The 18,872-nt window shown below is 57.4% G+C and carries 17 protein-coding genes; 6 read left to right on the top strand and 11 right to left on the bottom strand.

The features are described 5' to 3' along the window. Positions 1-871: 871 nt before the first annotated feature. Entirely contained in the window at positions 872-2,740 is a 1,869-nt protein-coding gene (prpR, locus tag FH061_RS24820; protein ID WP_151638508.1) for a propionate catabolism operon regulatory protein PrpR, read from the bottom strand. Between the two features lie 269 nt (positions 2,741-3,009). On the opposite strand from prpR, the gene FH061_RS24815 reads away from it, so the two are divergent. The 4 genes from FH061_RS24815 (at position 3,010) to FH061_RS24800 (ending at position 7,748) form a co-directional block, all read left to right on the top strand. Then, a complete protein-coding gene (locus FH061_RS24815) occupies positions 3,010-3,984 on the top strand; it encodes a Bug family tripartite tricarboxylate transporter substrate binding protein (RefSeq protein WP_151638507.1) in 975 nt (324 codons plus the stop codon). Between the two features lie 161 nt (positions 3,985-4,145). Continuing rightward, on the top strand, positions 4,146-5,783 hold the full coding sequence (locus FH061_RS24810) for an acyl-CoA synthetase (RefSeq protein WP_151638506.1): 1,638 nt from the start codon (positions 4,146-4,148) through the stop codon (positions 5,781-5,783). 57 nt (positions 5,784-5,840) lie between these two features. Beyond that, positions 5,841-6,713, top strand: a complete 873-nt coding sequence (locus FH061_RS24805) for an isocitrate lyase/PEP mutase family protein (protein ID WP_151638505.1) — start codon at positions 5,841-5,843, stop codon at positions 6,711-6,713. Positions 6,714-6,758: 45 nt separating this feature from the next. After that, the gene (locus FH061_RS24800; protein WP_151638519.1) at positions 6,759-7,748 is read left to right on the top strand and encodes a Bug family tripartite tricarboxylate transporter substrate binding protein; all 990 of its coding nucleotides are present in this window, start codon (positions 6,759-6,761) and stop codon (positions 7,746-7,748) included. Positions 7,749-8,021: 273 nt separating this feature from the next. Here FH061_RS24800 and FH061_RS24795 read toward each other — a convergent pair whose 3' ends face one another. Genes FH061_RS24795 through leuC form a run of 3 tightly spaced genes read right to left on the bottom strand, consistent with a single transcriptional unit; the run spans position 8,022 to position 10,934 of the window. Next, positions 8,022-8,819: an SDR family oxidoreductase gene (locus FH061_RS24795; protein ID WP_151638504.1), complete on the bottom strand. Its 798-nt coding sequence runs from the start codon at positions 8,817-8,819 to the stop codon at positions 8,022-8,024. A 2-nt stretch (positions 8,820-8,821) separates the two neighbouring features. Next, positions 8,822-9,472: a 3-isopropylmalate dehydratase small subunit gene (leuD, locus tag FH061_RS24790; RefSeq protein ID WP_151638503.1), complete on the bottom strand. Its 651-nt coding sequence runs from the start codon at positions 9,470-9,472 to the stop codon at positions 8,822-8,824. Positions 9,473-9,509: 37 nt separating this feature from the next. Further along, positions 9,510-10,934 (bottom strand): 3-isopropylmalate dehydratase large subunit, encoded by a 1,425-nt coding sequence (gene leuC / locus FH061_RS24785; RefSeq protein ID WP_151638502.1) that lies wholly within the window; start codon positions 10,932-10,934, stop codon positions 9,510-9,512. 122 nt (positions 10,935-11,056) lie between these two features. Between leuC and FH061_RS24780 the strand changes: the two genes are divergently transcribed. Then, positions 11,057-11,980 (top strand): LysR family transcriptional regulator, encoded by a 924-nt coding sequence (locus tag FH061_RS24780; protein ID WP_151638501.1) that lies wholly within the window; start codon positions 11,057-11,059, stop codon positions 11,978-11,980. 60 nt (positions 11,981-12,040) lie between these two features. On the opposite strand, the gene FH061_RS31885 is transcribed toward FH061_RS24780, so the two are convergent. The 3 genes from FH061_RS31885 to FH061_RS24765 all read right to left on the bottom strand — a co-directional run bounded on the left by FH061_RS31885 (position 12,041) and on the right by FH061_RS24765 (position 14,404). After that, positions 12,041-12,442 (bottom strand): transposase, encoded by a 402-nt coding sequence (locus tag FH061_RS31885; protein WP_404822509.1) that lies wholly within the window; start codon positions 12,440-12,442, stop codon positions 12,041-12,043. A 583-nt stretch (positions 12,443-13,025) separates the two neighbouring features. After that, positions 13,026-13,499 (bottom strand): DUF2383 domain-containing protein, encoded by a 474-nt coding sequence (locus FH061_RS24770; RefSeq protein ID WP_151638500.1) that lies wholly within the window; start codon positions 13,497-13,499, stop codon positions 13,026-13,028. A gap of 569 nt (positions 13,500-14,068) precedes the next feature. Next, positions 14,069-14,404: a hypothetical protein gene (locus FH061_RS24765; RefSeq protein WP_151638499.1), complete on the bottom strand. Its 336-nt coding sequence runs from the start codon at positions 14,402-14,404 to the stop codon at positions 14,069-14,071. Positions 14,405-14,723: 319 nt separating this feature from the next. Here FH061_RS24765 and FH061_RS24760 point away from each other — a divergent pair, with 319 nt between their 5' ends. Then, positions 14,724-15,488, top strand: coding sequence for a hypothetical protein (locus tag FH061_RS24760; protein WP_151638498.1), 765 nt, complete (start codon positions 14,724-14,726; stop codon positions 15,486-15,488). A 138-nt stretch (positions 15,489-15,626) separates the two neighbouring features. Here the strand turns inward: FH061_RS24760 and FH061_RS31880 are convergent, their stop codons facing one another. From FH061_RS31880 to FH061_RS24740, 4 genes are all read right to left on the bottom strand, one after another. Then, positions 15,627-16,127: a hypothetical protein gene (locus tag FH061_RS31880; protein WP_404822506.1), complete on the bottom strand. Its 501-nt coding sequence runs from the start codon at positions 16,125-16,127 to the stop codon at positions 15,627-15,629. A gap of 397 nt (positions 16,128-16,524) precedes the next feature. Continuing rightward, positions 16,525-17,259: an ion transporter gene (locus FH061_RS24750; protein WP_225984860.1), complete on the bottom strand. Its 735-nt coding sequence runs from the start codon at positions 17,257-17,259 to the stop codon at positions 16,525-16,527. 217 nt (positions 17,260-17,476) lie between these two features. After that, the gene (locus FH061_RS24745) at positions 17,477-17,791 is read right to left on the bottom strand and encodes a pentapeptide repeat-containing protein (RefSeq protein ID WP_151638496.1); all 315 of its coding nucleotides are present in this window, start codon (positions 17,789-17,791) and stop codon (positions 17,477-17,479) included. Between the two features lie 324 nt (positions 17,792-18,115). Then, the gene (locus FH061_RS24740; protein ID WP_151638495.1) at positions 18,116-18,763 is read right to left on the bottom strand and encodes a beta/gamma crystallin domain-containing protein; all 648 of its coding nucleotides are present in this window, start codon (positions 18,761-18,763) and stop codon (positions 18,116-18,118) included. Positions 18,764-18,872 lie beyond the last annotated feature (109 nt).

The following is an 18,872-nucleotide window of genomic DNA, read 5'->3' as shown; positions in this document are numbered from 1 at the left end:
GATGCCATGAATGCCATCCTTTGCGCTGCCGGACACAACTTGCGCAAAATCTTGCATCGGCTCAGCCATTCCTTCCCGCCAAATGATGCACCAGCCTAATTACTTCAGACTTTTTCAGGGACGACTAGCTATTGAGTTCGATGCCACTTATACGGGGGCGACTGCAGGCATGGTTGCGGTATTCAGTATTGCCCTCGGGATTGCTGAGCAAATCTTTGGCGACGAGTAACAACTACTGTCGAACGAGTCATCCCTACCTTGATCAACGCTTGCTACAAATGCACACGAATAGCCGGAGCCGTCATCGTGCTCTGCGGTGTCCTGGCTATTCAGTTCAACTATGAAACCTTGGGATGGGTACTTGCTGCCATCGGCGGCGCGGTCTTTATCGCGGGCCTGACGGGCCTATGGTTCAACGAGGAATAACAAACGCGTTGCACCTCATCGCGCTTACAGGGATTTTAGGTCTACATTATCTAAGCGCGCCTATCAAGGTGACGATCGCAAGGCGCGTCGACGAAGACAGCACAAACGTACGGCAAGCGGCATTTTGATAGACGCTCTAGGCATGCGCAGAGGCTTCTCCCAGACCTCGTCGGATGCAAGCCAGTCAGGAATGGCCACTGCATTGGTTACCAGGCAATCCAAACATCGTTCGATCGGCAGCGGAACTGCGCGCTGCAAGCGGCAACGCGACGCGGCATTCATGTCCCACCGACCAACAGCTCTGGGTGGTCAAAATCTTCTCAGTGATGCTTTCGGATCGCTTTTCGAGACGCTCAGCGCGGAGTGGTCCGGGTGAGAGTGATCCCTCTTAACTGTGAAACAAGTGCTCGCTCCCTGTATCTCAGAGCAGCCTCTTGCAGGCCCCTTATTGGCGACCCTCGCTAATTCGCCGCCAGAGTGTCGTGCGGCTAATGCCAAGCATTTTTGCTGCAGCGGCCACAGATCCATACTTTTTCACTTCCGCGGCATAGTTGGTTGAGTCAATATCCGTGTTCCCCCGCTCGAATTCAGGTGCGATCTTGTAAATCCATTGTTTATCCAGCATGAACTCAGCCTTCTGCGCATTAGCACATACCGCGAAGCGTTCAATGATATTCTCAAGCTCCCTCACGTTGCCAGGCCAGTGGTAAGACCGTAGATAAGGAAGAAGATATTCTATAAATTCCGCCTGCCTTACCTGACTACCGTGACGTTCGGATACGCGAGACAGAAAATGACGTGCGAGTGCCGGGATATCTTTCGAACGAGCCCTGAGCGGTGGAATGTCAATGCGTAGCAAGTTGATGCGGTAATATAAATCTTGACGGAACCGACCGGATTGCAACAACTGCTCCAAGGGCTGCAATGTGGCTGCCACAATACGTATGTCGATTCGGGTAGGTTCCAGCGCACCCAATCTGTAAACTTCGCGTTCCTGAAGAACGCGCAACAGACGCGTCTGAAGCGCCACCGGCATATCGCCGATCTCATCCAGGAAAAGTGTTCCAGTGTGGGCAAGTTCAATCAACCCACTCTTGCCACCGCGCCGAGCGCCAGTAAAAGCGCCTTCTTCGTATCCAAATAGCTCGCTTTCGAGTAACGATTCAGGCAAGGCTGCACAGTTGATGGGGATGAAGGGCCCGCCCCTGCGCGTACTATGATTGTGAATTGCCTGCGCAAACCACTCCTTACCGGTGCCGCTTTCCCCGGTTAGCAGTACTGTCGCGTCGGTGTCGGCATACTGCATCCCCAGATGAATGGTTTCCTTCAGTGCGGGAGCATGACTGCCGATGGCCGCGAATGTTTGTCGGGCCCGATACTGTGGTGAAGAGCGGTGACTGCGCAGCTTGCGTTCAGATTGCTGGATTGTCGTCGATTCCAACAAGGTAAAGACGGAGCCGGCGTGCTGACCACTCTCATACAAAGGACTGCGAGAGACCACTACGGTACGCCCATTCAGGTCCACGACTTCCTCAGATTCGCCAACGGAACCGTCGGCCACCAGCCTTCTAAGTGGCTCCGGCAGCGATCGCGCACCATCGTGCAACAAGTCGGCTTCTGATAAGCCCGTCAGCCGCTCAAGTGCGGGATTGGCGGCCTGCACCCGTCCTGTGAAGTCCAATGCCAGCAGCCCTTCCCGCAGGTTATGGATCAGACTGGAAAGCCGTTCACGGCGTGCCTCGCCATGCAATGCCACTCTTGCCAACTCGATCGCTTCGGTCAGACCTTGTCGCGCAGAATCATCGGAATAGATCAGCACCCCGAGCAATCCTTCGCGCTGGGCAGCCTCGACGGTAATGCTTGAGCCGACGATCACTCTATAGCCCTTGCTTGCCAGTTCTTGCACCGCCGCGACCGCTTCCTCAACGGTACTGTATGCGCGCTGAGCAATATCGAATGGAAAAAGCTTCTTGACCTCTTCCAGCTCAGGCAAGATGCGCTGGTACACAATAAGCCCGATACGCTCGGCATGCTCCCGAGCACGCATGAGCGCTCGCATCAGGTCGTAAGGCGTGACCTTGACCGTGGCAATTGGAAAAGTGCTGTTTTCCCGGAGATACGCAGCGTTGGCGCCGGCGGTGAGGATCACATCAGCTTGCCGCTGTGCCATCACCCGCTCCGATACGCTTAACGCATGTTCAAACACGTCTTCGTAAATTATCAGCTCCGCCTGCCCGCGGTATTCGGGTTCAAGCTTTCGTATCAGCGGCGAGAACTGCCGATGTCCAAGTACGGCGATTCGAGGAAGTGTCATACATCGTCCGACCTTATAAGTGTTTCAGTCTGCAACGCCAGGTTTCATATGAAACCGTAGATTAGCATGCCGTGCAGTCTGCCGCACCCCGACGATGTAAATCTCTATAAAAATCAGTTGTTTATAAAAAGCCCGCTTCTGGTATGCATATTGCTGACTGGTAGGCAACAAGATATGGCACCGCCATAACATAAGGAGACTTCGACGTGCGAACCAGCGCAGACCTACCCTCATCCAAGGACCATTCTTTGTCCATACCTGCGTCTTCAATGCGACGCCAGATCATGCTGTGTTTGATGGCTGCGCCAATGCTGGTGGCTGCCGGCGCCACGCATGCACAAGCGCAAGCAACGCAATATCCGGCAAAACCTATCAGGCTTATCGTTCCCTATGGCACGGGAGGAGGCACGGATATCATTGCCCGCCTGTACGCACAAAAGCTGAAGGACGCTTGGGGGCAATCGGTTATTGTCGAGAACCGGCCAGGCGGCGACGGCATCATCGGCTCGGAAGTGGTTGCCCGCAGTCCCGCCGATGGTTACACCTTGATGCTCGTGGTGGCGGGACACGTCATTAATCCAGGCATCAAATCGAAAATGCCCTTTGATGTGCAGACCGACTTTACGCCGGTCACGCTGGTAGCCACCTCGCCCTGGGTAATCGTCACAAGCCGCAGTTTGGCTGTGACGACTGTCAAGGAATTGGTTGAACACGCGAAAGCCAATCCAGGCAAGGTCAGTTTTGGCAGCTCTGAACCTTCATCGCGCCTGGCCGGCGAATTTTTCCGTTTGCAGTCCAGGGTCAGTATGGTGAACATTCCATACAAAGGCGGTGCACAGATCATGACAGACGTTGTTGGAGGCCACCTGGATGTCGGCTTCACCAGCGTGCTTACCGCACTCCAGCACTATAAGTCCGACCGCCTGCGTGTATTGGCAGTCGCAGGAAAGAGCCGCTCGCCTTCGATGCCTACCATTCCCACCGCTACCGAATCCGGCCTGCCCGGCTACGAGACATTTGCCTGGTATGGCATGTACGCGCCAGCAGGTACGCCGAAAGACATTGTAGGAAAAATCCAGAAGGAAGTCGCACGCATCTCTGCGTTACCGGAAGTCCGTGAGCGTCTGGTGCAACTGGGTGCCGAACCGGCAGCGACGGCACCCGATGAGTTCGCCGCCTTTACCCGCAGCGAGGTAAGCAAGTATGCCAAGCTCATCAAGGACGCCGGGATTCAACCAGACTAACGGCCATGCCAGTTTCTCGGCTTACAACACTTTGTTCCACCATCGCCATATGATCTCTACCCGTCCAGCCCGCACTGGAGGCAACGAAGCGTCGCGCATCCTGATGGTCAAATGTGCGGAGCCGGCGTTGAACCTGGTGAACATTTCCCAAGGAGCTCCCCATGAGCATGTTTGAGAACGGCCTGGAAAAGAACCCTGCCAATTATGTGGCGCTGACGCCGATCACCTTCATCGAACGTGCAGCTGCCATCCATCCAGAGCGCCTGTCGGTCATTCATGGCACGTTACGATTGACGTGGCGGCAGTCCTATGAACGCGCCCGGCGGCTCGCCTCAGCCTTGGCGAAAAGAGGTATCGGGCATGGTGACACCGTGGCAGTGATGCTGCCCAATATTCCAGCCATGATCGATGTCCACTTCGGTGTGCCAATGGCGGGGGCAGTGCTCAATACGCTCAACACTCGCCTTGATGCATGCGCCATCGCATATATGCTGGAACACGGTGAAGCCGCGGCGGTTATAGTCGATCGCGAGTTTTCGGCGGTCATGCAGGAAGCGCTTGCAGGTCTGCCGAAAAGGCCCTTGGTGATAGATGTCGATGATCCCGAGTTCAACGGGCCGGGCGAGCGCATCGGCGATATCGAGTATGAGAGTTTTCTGGCGGATGCCAATCCGGAATATGCATGGATGCCGCCCGCCGATGAGTGGAATGCGATCGGGCTTAACTATACGTCGGGTACGACAGGCTTGCCCAAGGGGGTCGTGGTGCACCACCGCGGCGCTTATCTGAATGCGGTTTCCAACATTCTGGCCTGGCCACTGCCGCGCCATCCGGTCTATCTGTGGACGTTGCCGATGTTTCACTGTAACGGCTGGTGCTTCCCATGGACCGTGGCCGCACAAGCCGGTGTGAACGTGTGTTTGCGACGAGTGGACGCGGCGCTGATCTGGGCGGCGATCAGGGACTATCGGGTGACACATTACTGTGGCGCGCCGATCGTGCACAACCTGATTCTGCATGCCGACCCGGCCATGCGCGCAGGCGTGACCCACCGGGTAAGTGCAATGGTGGCCGGCGCTGCGCCACCGCCTGCGATGATAGAAGGACTTGATCGCATCGGCTTTGAACTCGTTCACGTATACGGTCTGACGGAAGTGTACGGTCCAACGGTGGTATGCGAACCGCACGAAGACTGGGCGACTCTCGGCGCGGGCGAAAGAGCGGCCCTGAATGCGCGCCAAGGCGTGCGTTATCCACTGCAAGAATGCGTCACCGTGGTCGATCCGGAGACCTTGCAGCCTGTACCTGCCGATGGGGAAACAATCGGTGAAATTGTCTTCAGAGGCAATATCACAATGAAGGGTTACCTGAAAAATCCTGATGCCACCCAGGCAGCATTCAAAGGTGGCTGGTTCCATTCGGGTGACCTTGGCGTGCTGTGTCCTGACGGCTATATAAAAATCAAGGATCGATCCAAGGACATCATCATTTCAGGCGGGGAAAACATATCAAGTATTGAAGTTGAAGACGTGCTGTACCGCCATCCTGCCGTGATGGCGGCGGCCGTCGTCGCAATGCCCCACGACAAATGGGGCGAGACCCCGTGCGCGTTCGTTGAACTCAAGGCGCAAGCGCATGCCACGGAGCAGGAATTGATTGAACACTGCCGGCGCCAGCTAGCTGGTTTCAAAGTGCCCCGCGTGGTGATCTTTGGCGAACTGCCAAAGACCTCCACCGGAAAAATCCAGAAATTCGAACTGCGCCAGCGGGTGCGCTCCACTCAAGCTATCGACCCCTGAGCAAAGCACACAACGAAACAACGTCACCAATACCCGGACAATTAATACGAGGAATACATGAAGGATACCAAGCAAACGTTCAAGACCCGCCTGTCGCAACCCGGCCTCATCGTTGCACCCGGCATTTTTGACATGGTGTCACTGCGCCTTGCCGATACGTTTGGCTTCGATGCGCTTTACATGACCGGCTACGGCACCGTGGCGTCCTATCTTGGACTGCCAGACGCCGGGCTCGCCACCTATACCGACATGCTCAACCGCGTGACGGCCATGGCCGGCATGGCGCGTACTCCGCTGATCGCCGATGGCGACACCGGGTATGGCGGGTTGCTGAACATGCGCCATACCGTACGCGGTTACGAGGCCGCGGGTGCCGTGGCGATCCAGCTGGAAGACCAGGAGTTTCCCAAAAAGTGCGGCCATACGCCGAACCGCCGTGTCATTGCAACGGAAGATATGGTACGCAAGATCAAGGTCGCGGCCGAGTCCCGGTCGTCATCGGACTTCCTGATCATTGCCCGTACCGACGCACGGACGTCTCTCGGACTGGACGAGGCGCTGCGCCGCGCCGAAGCGTATGCGAAGGCCGGCGCTGACATTCTGTTCGTTGAATCTCCTGAAACGGAAGACGAGATGCATCGCATCGGGCGCGCTTTTGATCTGCCGCTGATTGCCAACATGGTCGACAGCGGCCGCACACCGGTGCTGTCGCGGGAAGAGCTCGAATCCATTGGCTACAAGATCGCAATCTTTCCGATTACCGCCATGCTCGCTTCGGTACAGGCAATGTCGAACGTCTATGCCACCTTCAAGCAGCAAGGTTCATCAGCCGGTATCGAGACGCCACTGTATGCGTTCTCGGATCTGTCCAAGCTGATGGGCTTCGAAGATGTCTGGGCATTTGAAAAGCGTTATGCTGAAACAAAATAAACCATTGATGTAAGCAATGCACTTAACACATTGGAGGAGACACTCATGAGCATTAACTTTAGTACCCGCCGCCGTACCCTGGCAGCCCTGGTAGCATTGTCCGGTGCAGCGCTGGCGCCGATCTCGTTTGCACAGAACTATCCCTCCAAACCGATCCGGCTCATTGTCCCGTTCACGGTGGGCGGGGTTACCGACTCCGGAGCAAGAGTTGTCGCGGAACAGCTGTCACGGCGTCTCGGGCAACAGGTCATTGTCGACAACCGGCCAGGGGCGTCCGGCAATATCGGCACGCAGATGGTCAGCAAGGCGGATCCCGACGGTTATACCTTGTTACTGTCTTTTGACGGCACCATGGTAATCAATCCGCATGTGTACGAGAAGATCCCGTTCGACACGGTGGGAGATTTCGCGCCGGTAGGCAAAGTCGGCGATGCAGCCCTGATCCTGGTTGCGCATCCAAGCGTCAAGGCAAAGAACTGGCGCGACCTTGTCGCCGAGTCAAAGGCGGCCAAAGGGGGGTTGTCCTACGGCACGTCGGGTGTCGCCGGCACGCCGCACATCGCCGGTGAACTATTGCGGCAAAAAACCGGAGTCAATCTCAGCCATGTCCCGTACAAGGGCGGCGGCCAGGCCATGGGCGATGTCATGGGCGGCAATATTCCACTTGTCTTTACTGCGGTCGCCAGCGCCTATCCGCACTTGAAATCGGGCAAGGTGATCCCGATCGCTGTCGCCACTGCGCAAAGAGTTCCATCCTTGCCGGATGTGCCGACTTTTATGGAAAGCGGCGTGACCGATTTCCAGATGAACTCCTGGATCGGCATCTTTGCCCCGATCAAAACACCACGACCGGTCGTAGACAGGTTGAACGGCGAATTGAATGCAGTGCTCAATGATCCCGATACGCGAACAAAACTGGATACGCTAGGCATCACTGCTACGCCAGGAACCCCGGAGAAATTTGGCGAGGAGATCAAGACCGATTTGCGACGTTTCCGTGATGTGGTAAAGGCTGCAGCGATCAAACTTGATTAGCGATAGCCGGCTTCGTTCGCGCAGCAAGGGATAATGAGTTTGCGCGGCAAGTTGCATGGCGTGATGCGGCGCTCTAGGCTGTGTTTGATAGGCGTCGCGAGCGGTTCAGATTGGCGCCGAGGAGCGCACGCTTACGCAGGGTACCGAGCACCGCAGGCGTCAATCGGACCGCGCAGCAGCTTATCAAACACAGCCTAGCGCCGCATGGTGCCTGCAACGACGTCTCCCGAAGCCAGCAGGCTCGCCGCGCGGCATGCCAAGCTTCCGGTTCGCCTAGATCAGTGGCGTTAGTCCACCGTCCATTGCCAGAATGGTGCCATTAATGTAACTCGCTTTTGACGATGCCAGGAAGGCCACGGCGTTTGCAATTTCTTCGGGATCGGCAATCCGGCGCAGCGGCAACCGCATGGTTGCATTTGCCAGCGCATCATCTTCGCTTACCTGATTCAGGCGTGCCTCTGCGGCGAGACCGCTTTTCAGGCGCTCGGTTAATGTCATTCCGGGATTGACAGCATTAACGCGCACTCCCTTGGGACCATACGCGGCGGCCAATCCGGCGCTCACCAGCATAAGGGCCGCATTTGCTGCACCACCGGGCAAATGCGTGGTAGAAGCGACCTTCCCGCCCGCACCGATGATATTGACTATGCAGCCAGCACCACGTGATCCCATTCGCTTGATGAGCGGATTCATCATGTGGATATAGGTGAAATACTTGGATTGCATCGCATCATGCCAGTCGGCCGGTTCCAGATCGTCCGGCAACGTTCTCCGGGCCGCACCTGCCGAATTCACGAGGATATCAACCGGCCCATGTAAGGCTTCGAGTTCGTCCAGTACCGTCAAGGCAGACGACGGTTCGCGGAGATCGGCAGTTTTTATCGCTATGCGCTCCTGTACGGAGCCAAGTTCGTTTTGCAGGAGGTCCGCGCCTGCACGCAGATTTTCCAGGCTGCGCGAGACGATGCTGACCCGCGCACCTTCCAAAAGAAACATGCGTGCGCACGCCAGCCCAATCCCCTTGCTTCCACCCGCTATAAGCACGTGCTTTCCTGCAAGCTCCAGGTCCATGTTCAGCCTTTCATCACATGCGCGAGCCAAGGCATCCTTGCGATGCGCGCCGATTCGAACTTCCGGATTTCTTCCGCGTTGCGCAGGGTCAGTTCGATATCGTCGAGGCCGTTGATCAGGCAATATTTCCTGAATGCCTGCACATCGAACGGCAGTTCCTGCCCATCCGGCTTGATCACGACCTGGCGCGGCAGGTCGATGGTCAGCGCATAGCCCGGTGTCACTTCGATCTCGCGGAAAATCGCGTCGACGTCTGCCTCGCCCAGCACGATCGGCAGCAGCCCGTTCTTGAAACAGTTGTTGAAGAAGATATCCGCGAAACTCGGCGCGATCACGGCCCGGAAACCGTACTGGTCCAGCGCCCAGGGCGCGTGTTCGCGGCTGGAGCCGCAGCCGAAATTCTTGCGCGCGATCAGGATGCTGGTGCCGGCATACCGGGGCTGGTTCAGCACGAACTCCGGATTGGGCTGTCGCGAGGCCGGATCCTGGCCGGGCTCGCCCTTGTCCAGGTAGCGCCATTCGTCGAACAGATTGGGACCGAAGCCGGTGCGCAAGATGGATTTCAGGAATTGCTTGGGAATGATCGCGTCAGTATCGACGTTGGCGCGATCCAGAGGCGCGGCAATGCCGCGATGAACGGTAAACGATTTCATGGGTTGCCTTTCTTGCCTGTCATTGGGTTGGCCGGGCTCACGCGATGGCCTGAATATCGACAAAATGGCCGTGCAACGCGGCTGCTGCGGCCATCGCCGGGCTGACCAGGTGGGTGCGGCCGCCCGCGCCCTGGCGTCCTTCGAAATTGCGGTTGCTGGTGCTGGCGCAGCGCTCGCCCGGAGATAGCTTGTCGGCGTTCATCGCCAGGCACATGCTGCAGCCTGGTTCGCGCCATTCGAAACCGGCCTGGGTAAAGACGTCATGAAGGCCTTCTTTTTCGGCCTGTGCCTTCACCTTGCCGGAACCCGGCACGATCATCGCGACTTTTACATTGGGCGCCACGCGGCGGCCCAGACGCCGGACGACCGCTGCGGCTTCACGCAGGTCTTCAATGCGGCTGTTGGTGCAGGAGCCGACAAAGACCTTGTCGATGGCAATATCGGTGATAGGCTGGTTGGGCTGCAAACCCATGTACTTGAGCGCCCGCTCGATGGCGTCGCGCCTGGTGGGATCCGTCTCCTGTTCCGGATCCGGCGTGCTGCCGTGCACCGGGACTACCATCTCCGGGCTGGTGCCCCAGGTGACCTGTGGGGCGATGGCGGAGGCATCGAGTTCGACTACGGCGTCGAAATGCGCTCCCGGATCGGAATGCAGTGAGCGCCAGTGTTCAACGGCCAGATCCCAGTGGGCACCGGTAGGCGTAAACGGCCGCCCCCTCACATAGTCAATGGTTTTATCGTCCACCGCCACCAGCCCTGCCCGCGCGCCGGCCTCGATGGCCATGTTGCACACGGTCATGCGCCCTTCCATGCTCAGCGACCGGATTGCGCTGCCGGCGAATTCGATGGTATAGCCGGTGCCGCCGGCAGTGCCGATCTTGCCGATAATGGCCAGCACGATGTCCTTGGCGGTCACGCCCGCACGCAGTTCGCCTTCGACCTTGACCAGCATGTTCTTGGCCTTCCTGGCCAGCAGGGTCTGCGTGGCCATCACGTGTTCGACTTCGCTGGTGCCGATACCGTGCGCCAGCGCGCCGAAGGCGCCATGCGTTGACGTGTGCGAGTCGCCGCAGACGACTGTCATGCCCGGCAGCGTGGCGCCGTTTTCAGGGCCGATCACATGTACGATGCCCTGGCTGGCATCGCGAAACGGGAAATAGGCAGCCGCGCCGAAAGCCTTGATGTTGCTGTCCAGAGTGACCAGCTGCTGCCGGCTGACCGGATCGTCGATGCCGTCGTAGCCGCGCTCCCAGCCGGTGGTCGGCGTGTTGTGGTCGGCAGTCGCCACCACGCTGCTTATGCGCCACAGCTTGCGGCCAGCCAGGCGCAAACCTTCGAACGCCTGCGGGCTGGTCACTTCATGGACCAGATGGCGGTCAATGTAAAGCACCGTGGTGCCGTCGTCTTCAGTACGAACGACATGCTCATCCCACAACTTGTCGTACAGGGTGCGCTGACTCATGGGTTTCTCCTCAGGGTTGCGAACCGGCGGCTGACGGTGGCCGGTATGCCAGAAATTTGATTTTAGCCATCATAAATTGTGCTATGTTCGATGATTCATCACGCACAACGTGCTTTTTCGGCATGGCTAAACATATTGATTTCGTGTCTCTCCGGCTCTTCGTTGCTGTTTGCGACGAAGGCAACATTGCGCGTGCGGCTGAACGGGAGTCGCTGGTAGCCTCGGCAGTGAGCCGCCGCATTGCCGCCATTGAGGCCGAGATCGGCGCTCCGCTGCTGGTGCGCGGCCGTCGCGGCATCAAGCCCTCTCCTGCGGGAGAAACGCTGTTGCGCCAGGCGCGGGAAATTCTGCGCTCCATGGACCGTCTCAATGCCGAACTCAGCGAATACGCCAGCGGTGTACAGGGCCATGTCAGGGTGGTGGCGACCACCGCCGTGCTGGCCGAAGATATTGCGGAGGACATCGGCTCGTTCCTGGAGCTGCATCCCGGTGTACGGGTGTCGACGGACGAACGCGTCAGCCCGGAAGTGGTGCGAGCGGTCAGGGAAGGCGCGGCGGATATCGGGGTACTGTGGGATGCCAGCGACGTCGGCGACCTGCGGGTCGAGCCCTATCGGCACGACCATATGTGCCTGGCCGTGCGCCGCGACCATCCGCTGGCAGGCAGCGCGAAGGTCCGCTTCGACGATGTGATGGACCAGATCGCGGTGGGCGTGGCGCCTGGCGGCATGGTGGATACCCTGCTGCGCCGCGAGGCAGCCATCCGCTCGCGTTCGCTGGTGCATCGCGTCCAGGTGTCGGGCATCGATGCCGCGGTGCGCTTTGTGGCGGCCGGTCTCGGGCCGGCGATCCTGCCTCGCGAAGCCGCGATAGGTCACGCCAAGGCATCTTCATTGACCTTCATTCCACTGGCCGAACCTTGGGCGGAACGCCGCTTCATCATCATTACCCGCGGTCAGATGGCCGATTCTGCCACTACCCAATTGCTGGTCCAGCACCTCAAGAACCGAACGCCGAAGGAGCCGGCCAGGCGGCTGCGCGGTTGATGCAGAACCTGCTTGTGGGGGTGCCCTCGTTTTTGGTGCATTTTACGACGGTAGGCGGGCCTAGGCTCTGTTTGATAAGGTCAATCGCAATTGCCTACGAATCATGGCGAGCTTAATGATGCCCAAGTAATGAAGCGCCAATTTGTCAAAGCGCGTGGCCACAGCGCGGGCTTCCTTGAGCCAGCCAACGCAGCGTTCAATCACATTGCGTCGCTGGTATTGCTGGGCATCAAAGACAGGTGGCCGGCCCCGACGATGCCGGACTTGGTCCAGCCGTTCGGGAATGACAGCACGGATATGATGTCCTCGCAACCATTGCCGGATACGGCGATGGCTATATGCCCGGTCCGCGGCCACTTGTTGCGGTCGCCGCCGGCCGCCCGGACGATGCAGGCACACCACCTCAAGCACCGGTTCGGCATACAGCGCTGCACCCGTCTGCCCGGCACTGATCTGGACCACCAGAGGCAAACCGGCGCCATCGGTGAGCAGGTGCGGTTTGGTGCCCAGCCCCCGCGACTACGGCCGAGCGCATGATCGCTGGGTTCGTCGGCCAGGAGATTTTTTTCCCGCGCCGGCAGCGGCCTTGTGTGCACGTACGTTGGAGCCATCGATGCACCATAACGTCCATTCCATCTGGCCGGTGGCGTCGAGTTCACGTTGCAGGGCTGCCAAAATGCGATTACGCGCAGCTTCCTGCTGATATTCTCCGGGCCCATCATATGGGCCGTGCATTCCCTGTCGATCTACGAGGCGACCGGCGTGATCTGCGCCTGACCAACCGTCGCCCGCCTTCATTGGCTCGGCCTGCATGCCGCCGACTGGTGGACGCACATTGCGTCAGGAGCGGCCATTGGCGGCCATTGCGGCAACTGGCGCCATCATCCTGTACCTGCGCAGAGGAAACGATGATGCCCGGCAGGGCGAATTTACCCCGTGATATCCACAGCGCTCGGCATGCTGTCGAGCATTGCCATCGACTGGGAAAATTTGCCGATTCTGTTCCTCCCCGCCTGTCATTAGGCCGGGTTGCGGGTGCAACTGCCTAAGTCCGGCTGGCGGCAAGTTGCTCTTGCGCCGTGCGCGCCATCTGCACCACCTTCATTACCGACGCACGCGCCGGTTCGGGTATGGCATTGTCGAGCACGGCTTCGGCTGCGTCGATCAGGCTTTCCTCCCTATCGATCTGATCGCCGAGGACGCTTGAGGCGACATCGCCGGACAAAGCTTCCTTGATGGCGCTGATGAGTTCCACGGCGGTCTCCCGATCCGGGTCCGGCGCCCGGGGAAGGCTGTCCATATTGCGCAGGTGGTCCGCCAGTTCTTTCGCCAGTTGGTGATGTTGCCGCGCCAGGTCCTCGAACATGTTCGCCAGCCTCCCGTCGCGGAGGCGCATCGCGCTGCTGGCATAATGATCGGCAACTTCTGCGCAACGCTCGGCCAGCTCACTTAGCGCTGCTTCGCCATCGTCTCTGATGAACATGAGATTAACCTCATTCTCTGGCAACAGGAATTCCAAATACGGGACCCCGCACTTCGGATGTACCCGGGACCAGGATCGACAGCGTTAGCGGTGCTAGTTTTTCAACTTGCGCCACTAACGCGCAGAATCCTGCTTGCATAGCTGCGCCGGGCCCTTGCAATCAGCCTGTTTAGACTCGCGCCTTGGCGGCGTAGTTTCTTTTCGCTCAGGAGGCTTGGCCTGTTCCGACTTCTCCCGCTGATCACTATGCTTTGCACCAGACCGCTCGGTGGCGGAGCGCTGTTCTTCGGCACTGCGCTGGGCATGCACGATACTGGATGCAAAGGCAGCCGCGACAGCGGCGATTACCATGCATTTCTTCGCTGAATCAAATCTCATTTTTTCACTCTTCAATGAATACGTAACGATTACCCCCTGAACCCGCGCATTGCAAAGACAGGTTCCCTGTCACCATCTTGCCCTCATCATTGAGGTGGCCGTTTACCTATTATCCCTGCCTTCCCATCGCCGCCGAATCATCAGGAGATATCTATATGATTGGCGGTTGAGGCGCCGGTTCTGCCTTTTCAATTATTCGGATTGCGGCGTCCCGGAGCCCTTCCGACCTAGCGATGGAACCTAATCAACCGTTCATATCCAATTCGGACATGGACGGCATGGTTTGCCGTGCCATTACCAGCATTACCCGGGCCCAAGGCAGATCGATAACGGAGAACATCATGTATGGAGTCCTGATGGCGCTTGTTGCGGGCCTCCTGCTCGCAGTAGCGCTCTATGCGCACAGGGAAATAGGAAATTTTACTGCGGGGGCCGCTCGCGCTGGCGTAGCGCGGACGATACTTGTCATGGTCGGCATCGGCTTTGGCCTGACATTGGTAGCGACGCTGGATGGTGCCCTCTCCGAGATACTGACGTTTCTGATCGGATTCGGTGCAGTCCATGTGCCGGCAGCCGCCATACTGTTTATCAAGAGGCGACGCGGATCTCGCAAGTCATAGACATAAAACGGCGATGTGAAAGATTCGCCAATCATTGCAAGAGCCGAACAACCGGATATGGCGGATTTGGCCCAATATTCAGCAACGGAAAATAAGATCAGACACCAAATCGCAGTTGCTACTACGCACGCAGCAACTGACTCAGAGCCTTAATTTCCACTTAACTCATGCTCTCTAGAATACGCGCCATAGACAACGCTGTCTTTACTTGATTGACGCATGCGAAAGCCATCCGGCGTCTTCTAACCATATGGAGGCTATCTTGAAGCTGAATACGCACAGAAATTTTCTGGCCGCAATGCTGGCGGGTATCCTGACGGCAGCCTACCCTGTCGCAAACGCGCAGACGACCACCGGACAGTCCAGTGCTGCATCCGCGTCCGGCAGCACCGGAACATCGGGTACATCGAGCACCGGTGTCACCAATGATGACAAGGCGATCCAGAACCTGCGTAGCGCGGCGCAGGCGTTGCGAGAGTCCATCCAGACGCTCGCCCGCATGCCGGCAGGCGAGAAGCGCACCGAAGCCATCAAGGAAGGAAACGAAGCCCTATTCAGAGTCCAGAGCGCAATGGCGGCGCTGCCCCCTGAATTGCTGACGGCCAATGCAAGCGAAAGCAATTACAAGAAATCACTCGACAAGATGAAAACGGCCAGTGATCGTCTTTATTCCGCAGCAGATGCTCTTGCGAACCAGCCAGCGGGAAAAGCACGCAGCGAAGCCGTCAAGCAGATCAATCAGGCCCTGCTGCAGACTAACGAAGCAATGCTGACCGGCTTGCAACTGTACGCGGCCAACGACAAGTCAGGAACGACGAGCAGCACATCGAGCGGCAACTCCGGGACGGCAGGCAACGCCGACAGCGGCAAGCCACCCATGACAGGAAGTGCGGCGGTCACGGGACGTCCGGTCGCCAATACCGTGGATCTGAGCGGGAGCGCCGGTAACAGCGGGGTCACCACAAGCACGAGCAAGGCTGGCGCTGGAACTCAGGGCTCGTCCTCGAACACCGGCACGAACAAATAGTTTATCAAATAGTCGTATCTGAACGCGAAGATGCCTTCACCAGGAATCTTCGCGTCATTTTTCCATCGACTGCATCAGAGCGGATTGCGGGTGGGTGTACATGCAAACGCAAGAACAACCGCATAAGCGAATCGTGACTTATCCATAGATCCGGTCCGAAAACAAATTGGACAGGGTCCCCACACCCAGCCCTTTCCCGGACACGCAGCGACAGAGGATGAGATCAGCGGCCCAAAAATGAAACGTTTTTTGGGCAAAATCAATTGGAGCGGTTAGCGTCGTCGGAACCGGAGCGACGTTCCCCAAGGGTGGACAGGATCTTGCTGATGCGCGCCTGTTTAGGAACCGTCTTTTCCCTGTGGCCATCCCTCTCGCTGGCGTGCGGTCCCCGTCTGTTTCCTCCGTCTGGTCATGGCACAAGACCTGCGTCGTTGGAAATGGAAGATCGACACCGCCCTCCATCAATGCGTTCCTGACACGTTCCAGTACCGCATCCCGTACATTGAGTACGTCCAGCTGTCGCGGCGGATGCAAGCACCAGCGCGCACGGAGATTGACCGAACCTTCAGCGAGATCAACCACAAGTACATCAGGGGCCGGCTCGTCGAGTACATCGGGAGCGCCTCTTATTGCATCCATGATGATTCGCTTGGCATTGGCAATGTCATCTTCGTAACCGATGCCGATGGCGTACTCAAGCCGGCGTTTCTCGTATGCGGTATTAACCGTCTTCCGACCAGTGAAAGCTCATCCGTTCCTTCGCTCATTCAAGAGGTACATTCCTTAACGCTATCCTTCGCGCGGTAGGAGGCCGTGGCTGGCATGCCCTGTATTTAAGGAGATCAGGCAGGCGTTCAGGAACTGCTTTCCGTGACACCTATATGCAACACATCCCTGTGACGCTGCTCCGCAACGCCTATCGGAATGCTCCAACACTACGCCGCAGCTGGGCCCGAGAGAATTTATTTCGTTTGACTTTAAAGGGCGCAATTTGAGTTCAGTGCTCGATTTGCGAACAGATCATTCGGTTAGCGAACTAATCCATCTTCATTTTAAAATTCTGGATCTCGCTGCGGAGTGCTGCGACTTCGGCGATCAACCGGTCAATCTTTTCCTCCTGCTTTGCCGATGAACGTTCCGTCTCCACATCTTGTCCGATAAAGTATGTTGCAATTGTTCCCGTCACATAGCCGAACACGGCAAACGCGTAAATAGCGAGGCCCAAGCAAAGCAAGCGGCCTTCCGCGGTCTTCGGCCAGTACTCGCTTCCCATCGTGGTCATCAGCATAGCAGTCCACCAGAGTGCGGACGAAAAATCATTCAGCCCCTCTCCTTCGGAAAGACTGCTTTCGAACGACATCATGCCGGCGGCGCCCGACAAGGTTACAAGCAGCGTCAGCGCCGATACATAGCCGAAGCCGCGCCGACGTATCGTCTTGCCGAGCGCTCTCATACTGCGATTGACTGAACTCAGGATGCGGACGAGCCGCAATCCGCGCAATTGCCCGAGAATCCGGAATGCCCTTACGAAGCGAAATACCCGCAATGCGGGCAACACCAGTGCAATCGCCGTGAACCAGTTGCGCCGGACATAGGCAAGCTTGCGCGGCGCAAGTGCGAAACGGAGCAGAAAGTCGATTACGAATATTATCCAGATGACAGTTACTGCCCTCGTTCCCCAGAGGCCAAGACCCCGCACCAGTTCGACGACCATCAAGGCAAGCCACAGCAGGCCGCATACCGCCAGCGGCGTTTCCAGCGCCGCCTCCATCCGGTGAAGTATTTGAAGACGTTCACGGGTAATCGCAAACTGAGGATGCGTAGAGAAGTTGTCATCAGTGCGTGGCATGCAATTCCTCTCCGGCTATCCGAGGCCGATCCAACTCCGACTTTTCGAACGCCATCCTCCAATGCTGAAATCCGGGGCAACATACCAGGGCAATTTGAAAGATCCTGCTCAAATCATTCAGCTTGCAAGTTTCAACGTACTAATGTCCTAGCGCGGGGATTGACCCTGTAACGCTGGACATCCGATGCCCCCCCGCCATGTCGGCTCCATTGAATGCCGTATGGTGCAGCTTTGTTCCGGTCAGATCGGCATTGCGCAGCGTAGCGTTGGTGACGTTCGCGCCTTCCAAGTTTGCTCCCCTGAGATCGGCATTACTCAAGTTTGCCCTGCGCAAATTGGCACGCGTGAAATCCGTACGGATCAGATTGGCTCCAGTCAGAATAGTGCCTTCGAGGGGCACGCCTTCCATGTTTGACCCTGAAAGCTGGGAATTGGCCAGATTAGCCTTGCTCAGATCTACTCAATTCAAATTCATGTCCGTACAGAAGGTGCCTGGACGAATCCAGCAATTGTTAACGACGGTTTTCTCTTGCGAGAACGCATGCGGTGCGAAAAAGAATGTAAAGGCAACGACGAGGCCGAATTTACTTGTCACGGTTAAACTCCTTCATAAGCTGCCACATCCGGCTCGACGGATGCCGGCTGTGCCTTCGCCTGTCGTTGGTGGGCGTAATTCCTAAGTAATTGCACGATTGAGAAGCCCGCATCAGCGACATGCGATATCTGCCGGTCAAACGGCGGCAAGGCGACATTTCCGCCTTGCCTAGCCATCGCGTCTTCAGGCACCGGGACACAATATCTTCAATGAAGAGAACTCGTCAAAAAACCCCAGCTTCTTGCTGACTTCCTTTGACTTCTGACCAGGCTTGAATGTTGCGACAAGATCTTTGTAATTCTCGTTGTCATAGACCATGACGCGGGCCTTTGGACCGGTCTCTACACTTGAAATCTTTCCTTTCCAGTCAATGCCAAACGGGCCTTTCATATCCGGCATGTCCACCGGACCCATCAAGGTAAGCATGTCACCCGAAAAATTCTCGTTGTCATGGAACTTGGCCCAGCAGCCTTTCTTCATCCAGTTCTTGCTTTCCGGGGCGGCGATCGGCACCATCATGTAGCTAACGGACGGATGACCCGGGGGAAGCGCAGCCGTAGAGTCTTTTGCGGACGTCTTGCCTTGCCCGGCATTTGTGCCCGCCTTGGCTTCATTCGCTGATTCACCACCGCTGGTGTTGCCGGAACCGCTGGAATGTGCGCTGTTCGTCTGTTTGCCTGGCATGTTGCCGGGATTGCTTCCCGATTTTGGAGCCGAGGCTTCTTTCGCATTGTCACCCGTGGCCTGTGCGTTTGCGGGCATCGTGTTCCAGAACAAACCGGACAGCGATATAGCGACAACGCCTAACCATTGTCGAGATGATTTTTTCATGACTGGCTCCTAAAGGTCGGTTGAAGTTCAGAAGGAAAGCTGATATGCGACTTCATGCATACTTCTTACGTGCTTTTGATCCTATAGACGCAAACTTAAATGAGGATTA

The organism is Noviherbaspirillum aerium (assembly GCF_008929045.1).
Taxonomy (GTDB): Bacteria; Pseudomonadota; Gammaproteobacteria; order Burkholderiales; family Burkholderiaceae_D; genus Noviherbaspirillum; species Noviherbaspirillum aerium.
The sequence above is the reverse complement of the archived record's forward strand: the minus strand, read 5'-3'. Positions and strand labels throughout refer to the sequence as shown.

Bases quoted from the DNA above. Each gene is read 5' to 3' on its own strand.
- prpR (WP_151638508.1), bottom strand. From the start codon at position 2,740: ATGACACTTCCTCGAATCGCCGTACTTGGACATCGGCAGTTCTCGCCG.
- FH061_RS24815 (WP_151638507.1), top strand. From the start codon at position 3,010: ATGCGACGCCAGATCATGCTGTGTTTGATGGCTGCGCCAATGCTGGTG.
- FH061_RS24810 (WP_151638506.1), top strand. From the start codon at position 4,146: ATGAGCATGTTTGAGAACGGCCTGGAAAAGAACCCTGCCAATTATGTG.
- FH061_RS24805 (WP_151638505.1), top strand. From the start codon at position 5,841: ATGAAGGATACCAAGCAAACGTTCAAGACCCGCCTGTCGCAACCCGGC.
- FH061_RS24800 (WP_151638519.1), top strand. From the start codon at position 6,759: ATGAGCATTAACTTTAGTACCCGCCGCCGTACCCTGGCAGCCCTGGTA.
- FH061_RS24795 (WP_151638504.1), bottom strand. From the start codon at position 8,819: ATGGACCTGGAGCTTGCAGGAAAGCACGTGCTTATAGCGGGTGGAAGC.
- leuD (WP_151638503.1), bottom strand. From the start codon at position 9,472: ATGAAATCGTTTACCGTTCATCGCGGCATTGCCGCGCCTCTGGATCGC.
- leuC (WP_151638502.1), bottom strand. From the start codon at position 10,934: ATGAGTCAGCGCACCCTGTACGACAAGTTGTGGGATGAGCATGTCGTT.
- FH061_RS24780 (WP_151638501.1), top strand. From the start codon at position 11,057: ATGGCTAAACATATTGATTTCGTGTCTCTCCGGCTCTTCGTTGCTGTT.
- FH061_RS24765 (WP_151638499.1), bottom strand. From the start codon at position 14,404: ATGGACTGCACCGAATCCGATCAGAAACGTCAGTATCTCGGAGAGGGC.
- FH061_RS31880 (WP_404822506.1), bottom strand. From the start codon at position 16,127: ATGGATGCAATAAGAGGCGCTCCCGATGTACTCGACGAGCCGGCCCCT.
- FH061_RS24750 (WP_225984860.1), bottom strand. From the start codon at position 17,259: ATGGAGGCGGCGCTGGAAACGCCGCTGGCGGTATGCGGCCTGCTGTGG.
- FH061_RS24740 (WP_151638495.1), bottom strand. From the start codon at position 18,763: ATGAAAAAATCATCTCGACAATGGTTAGGCGTTGTCGCTATATCGCTG.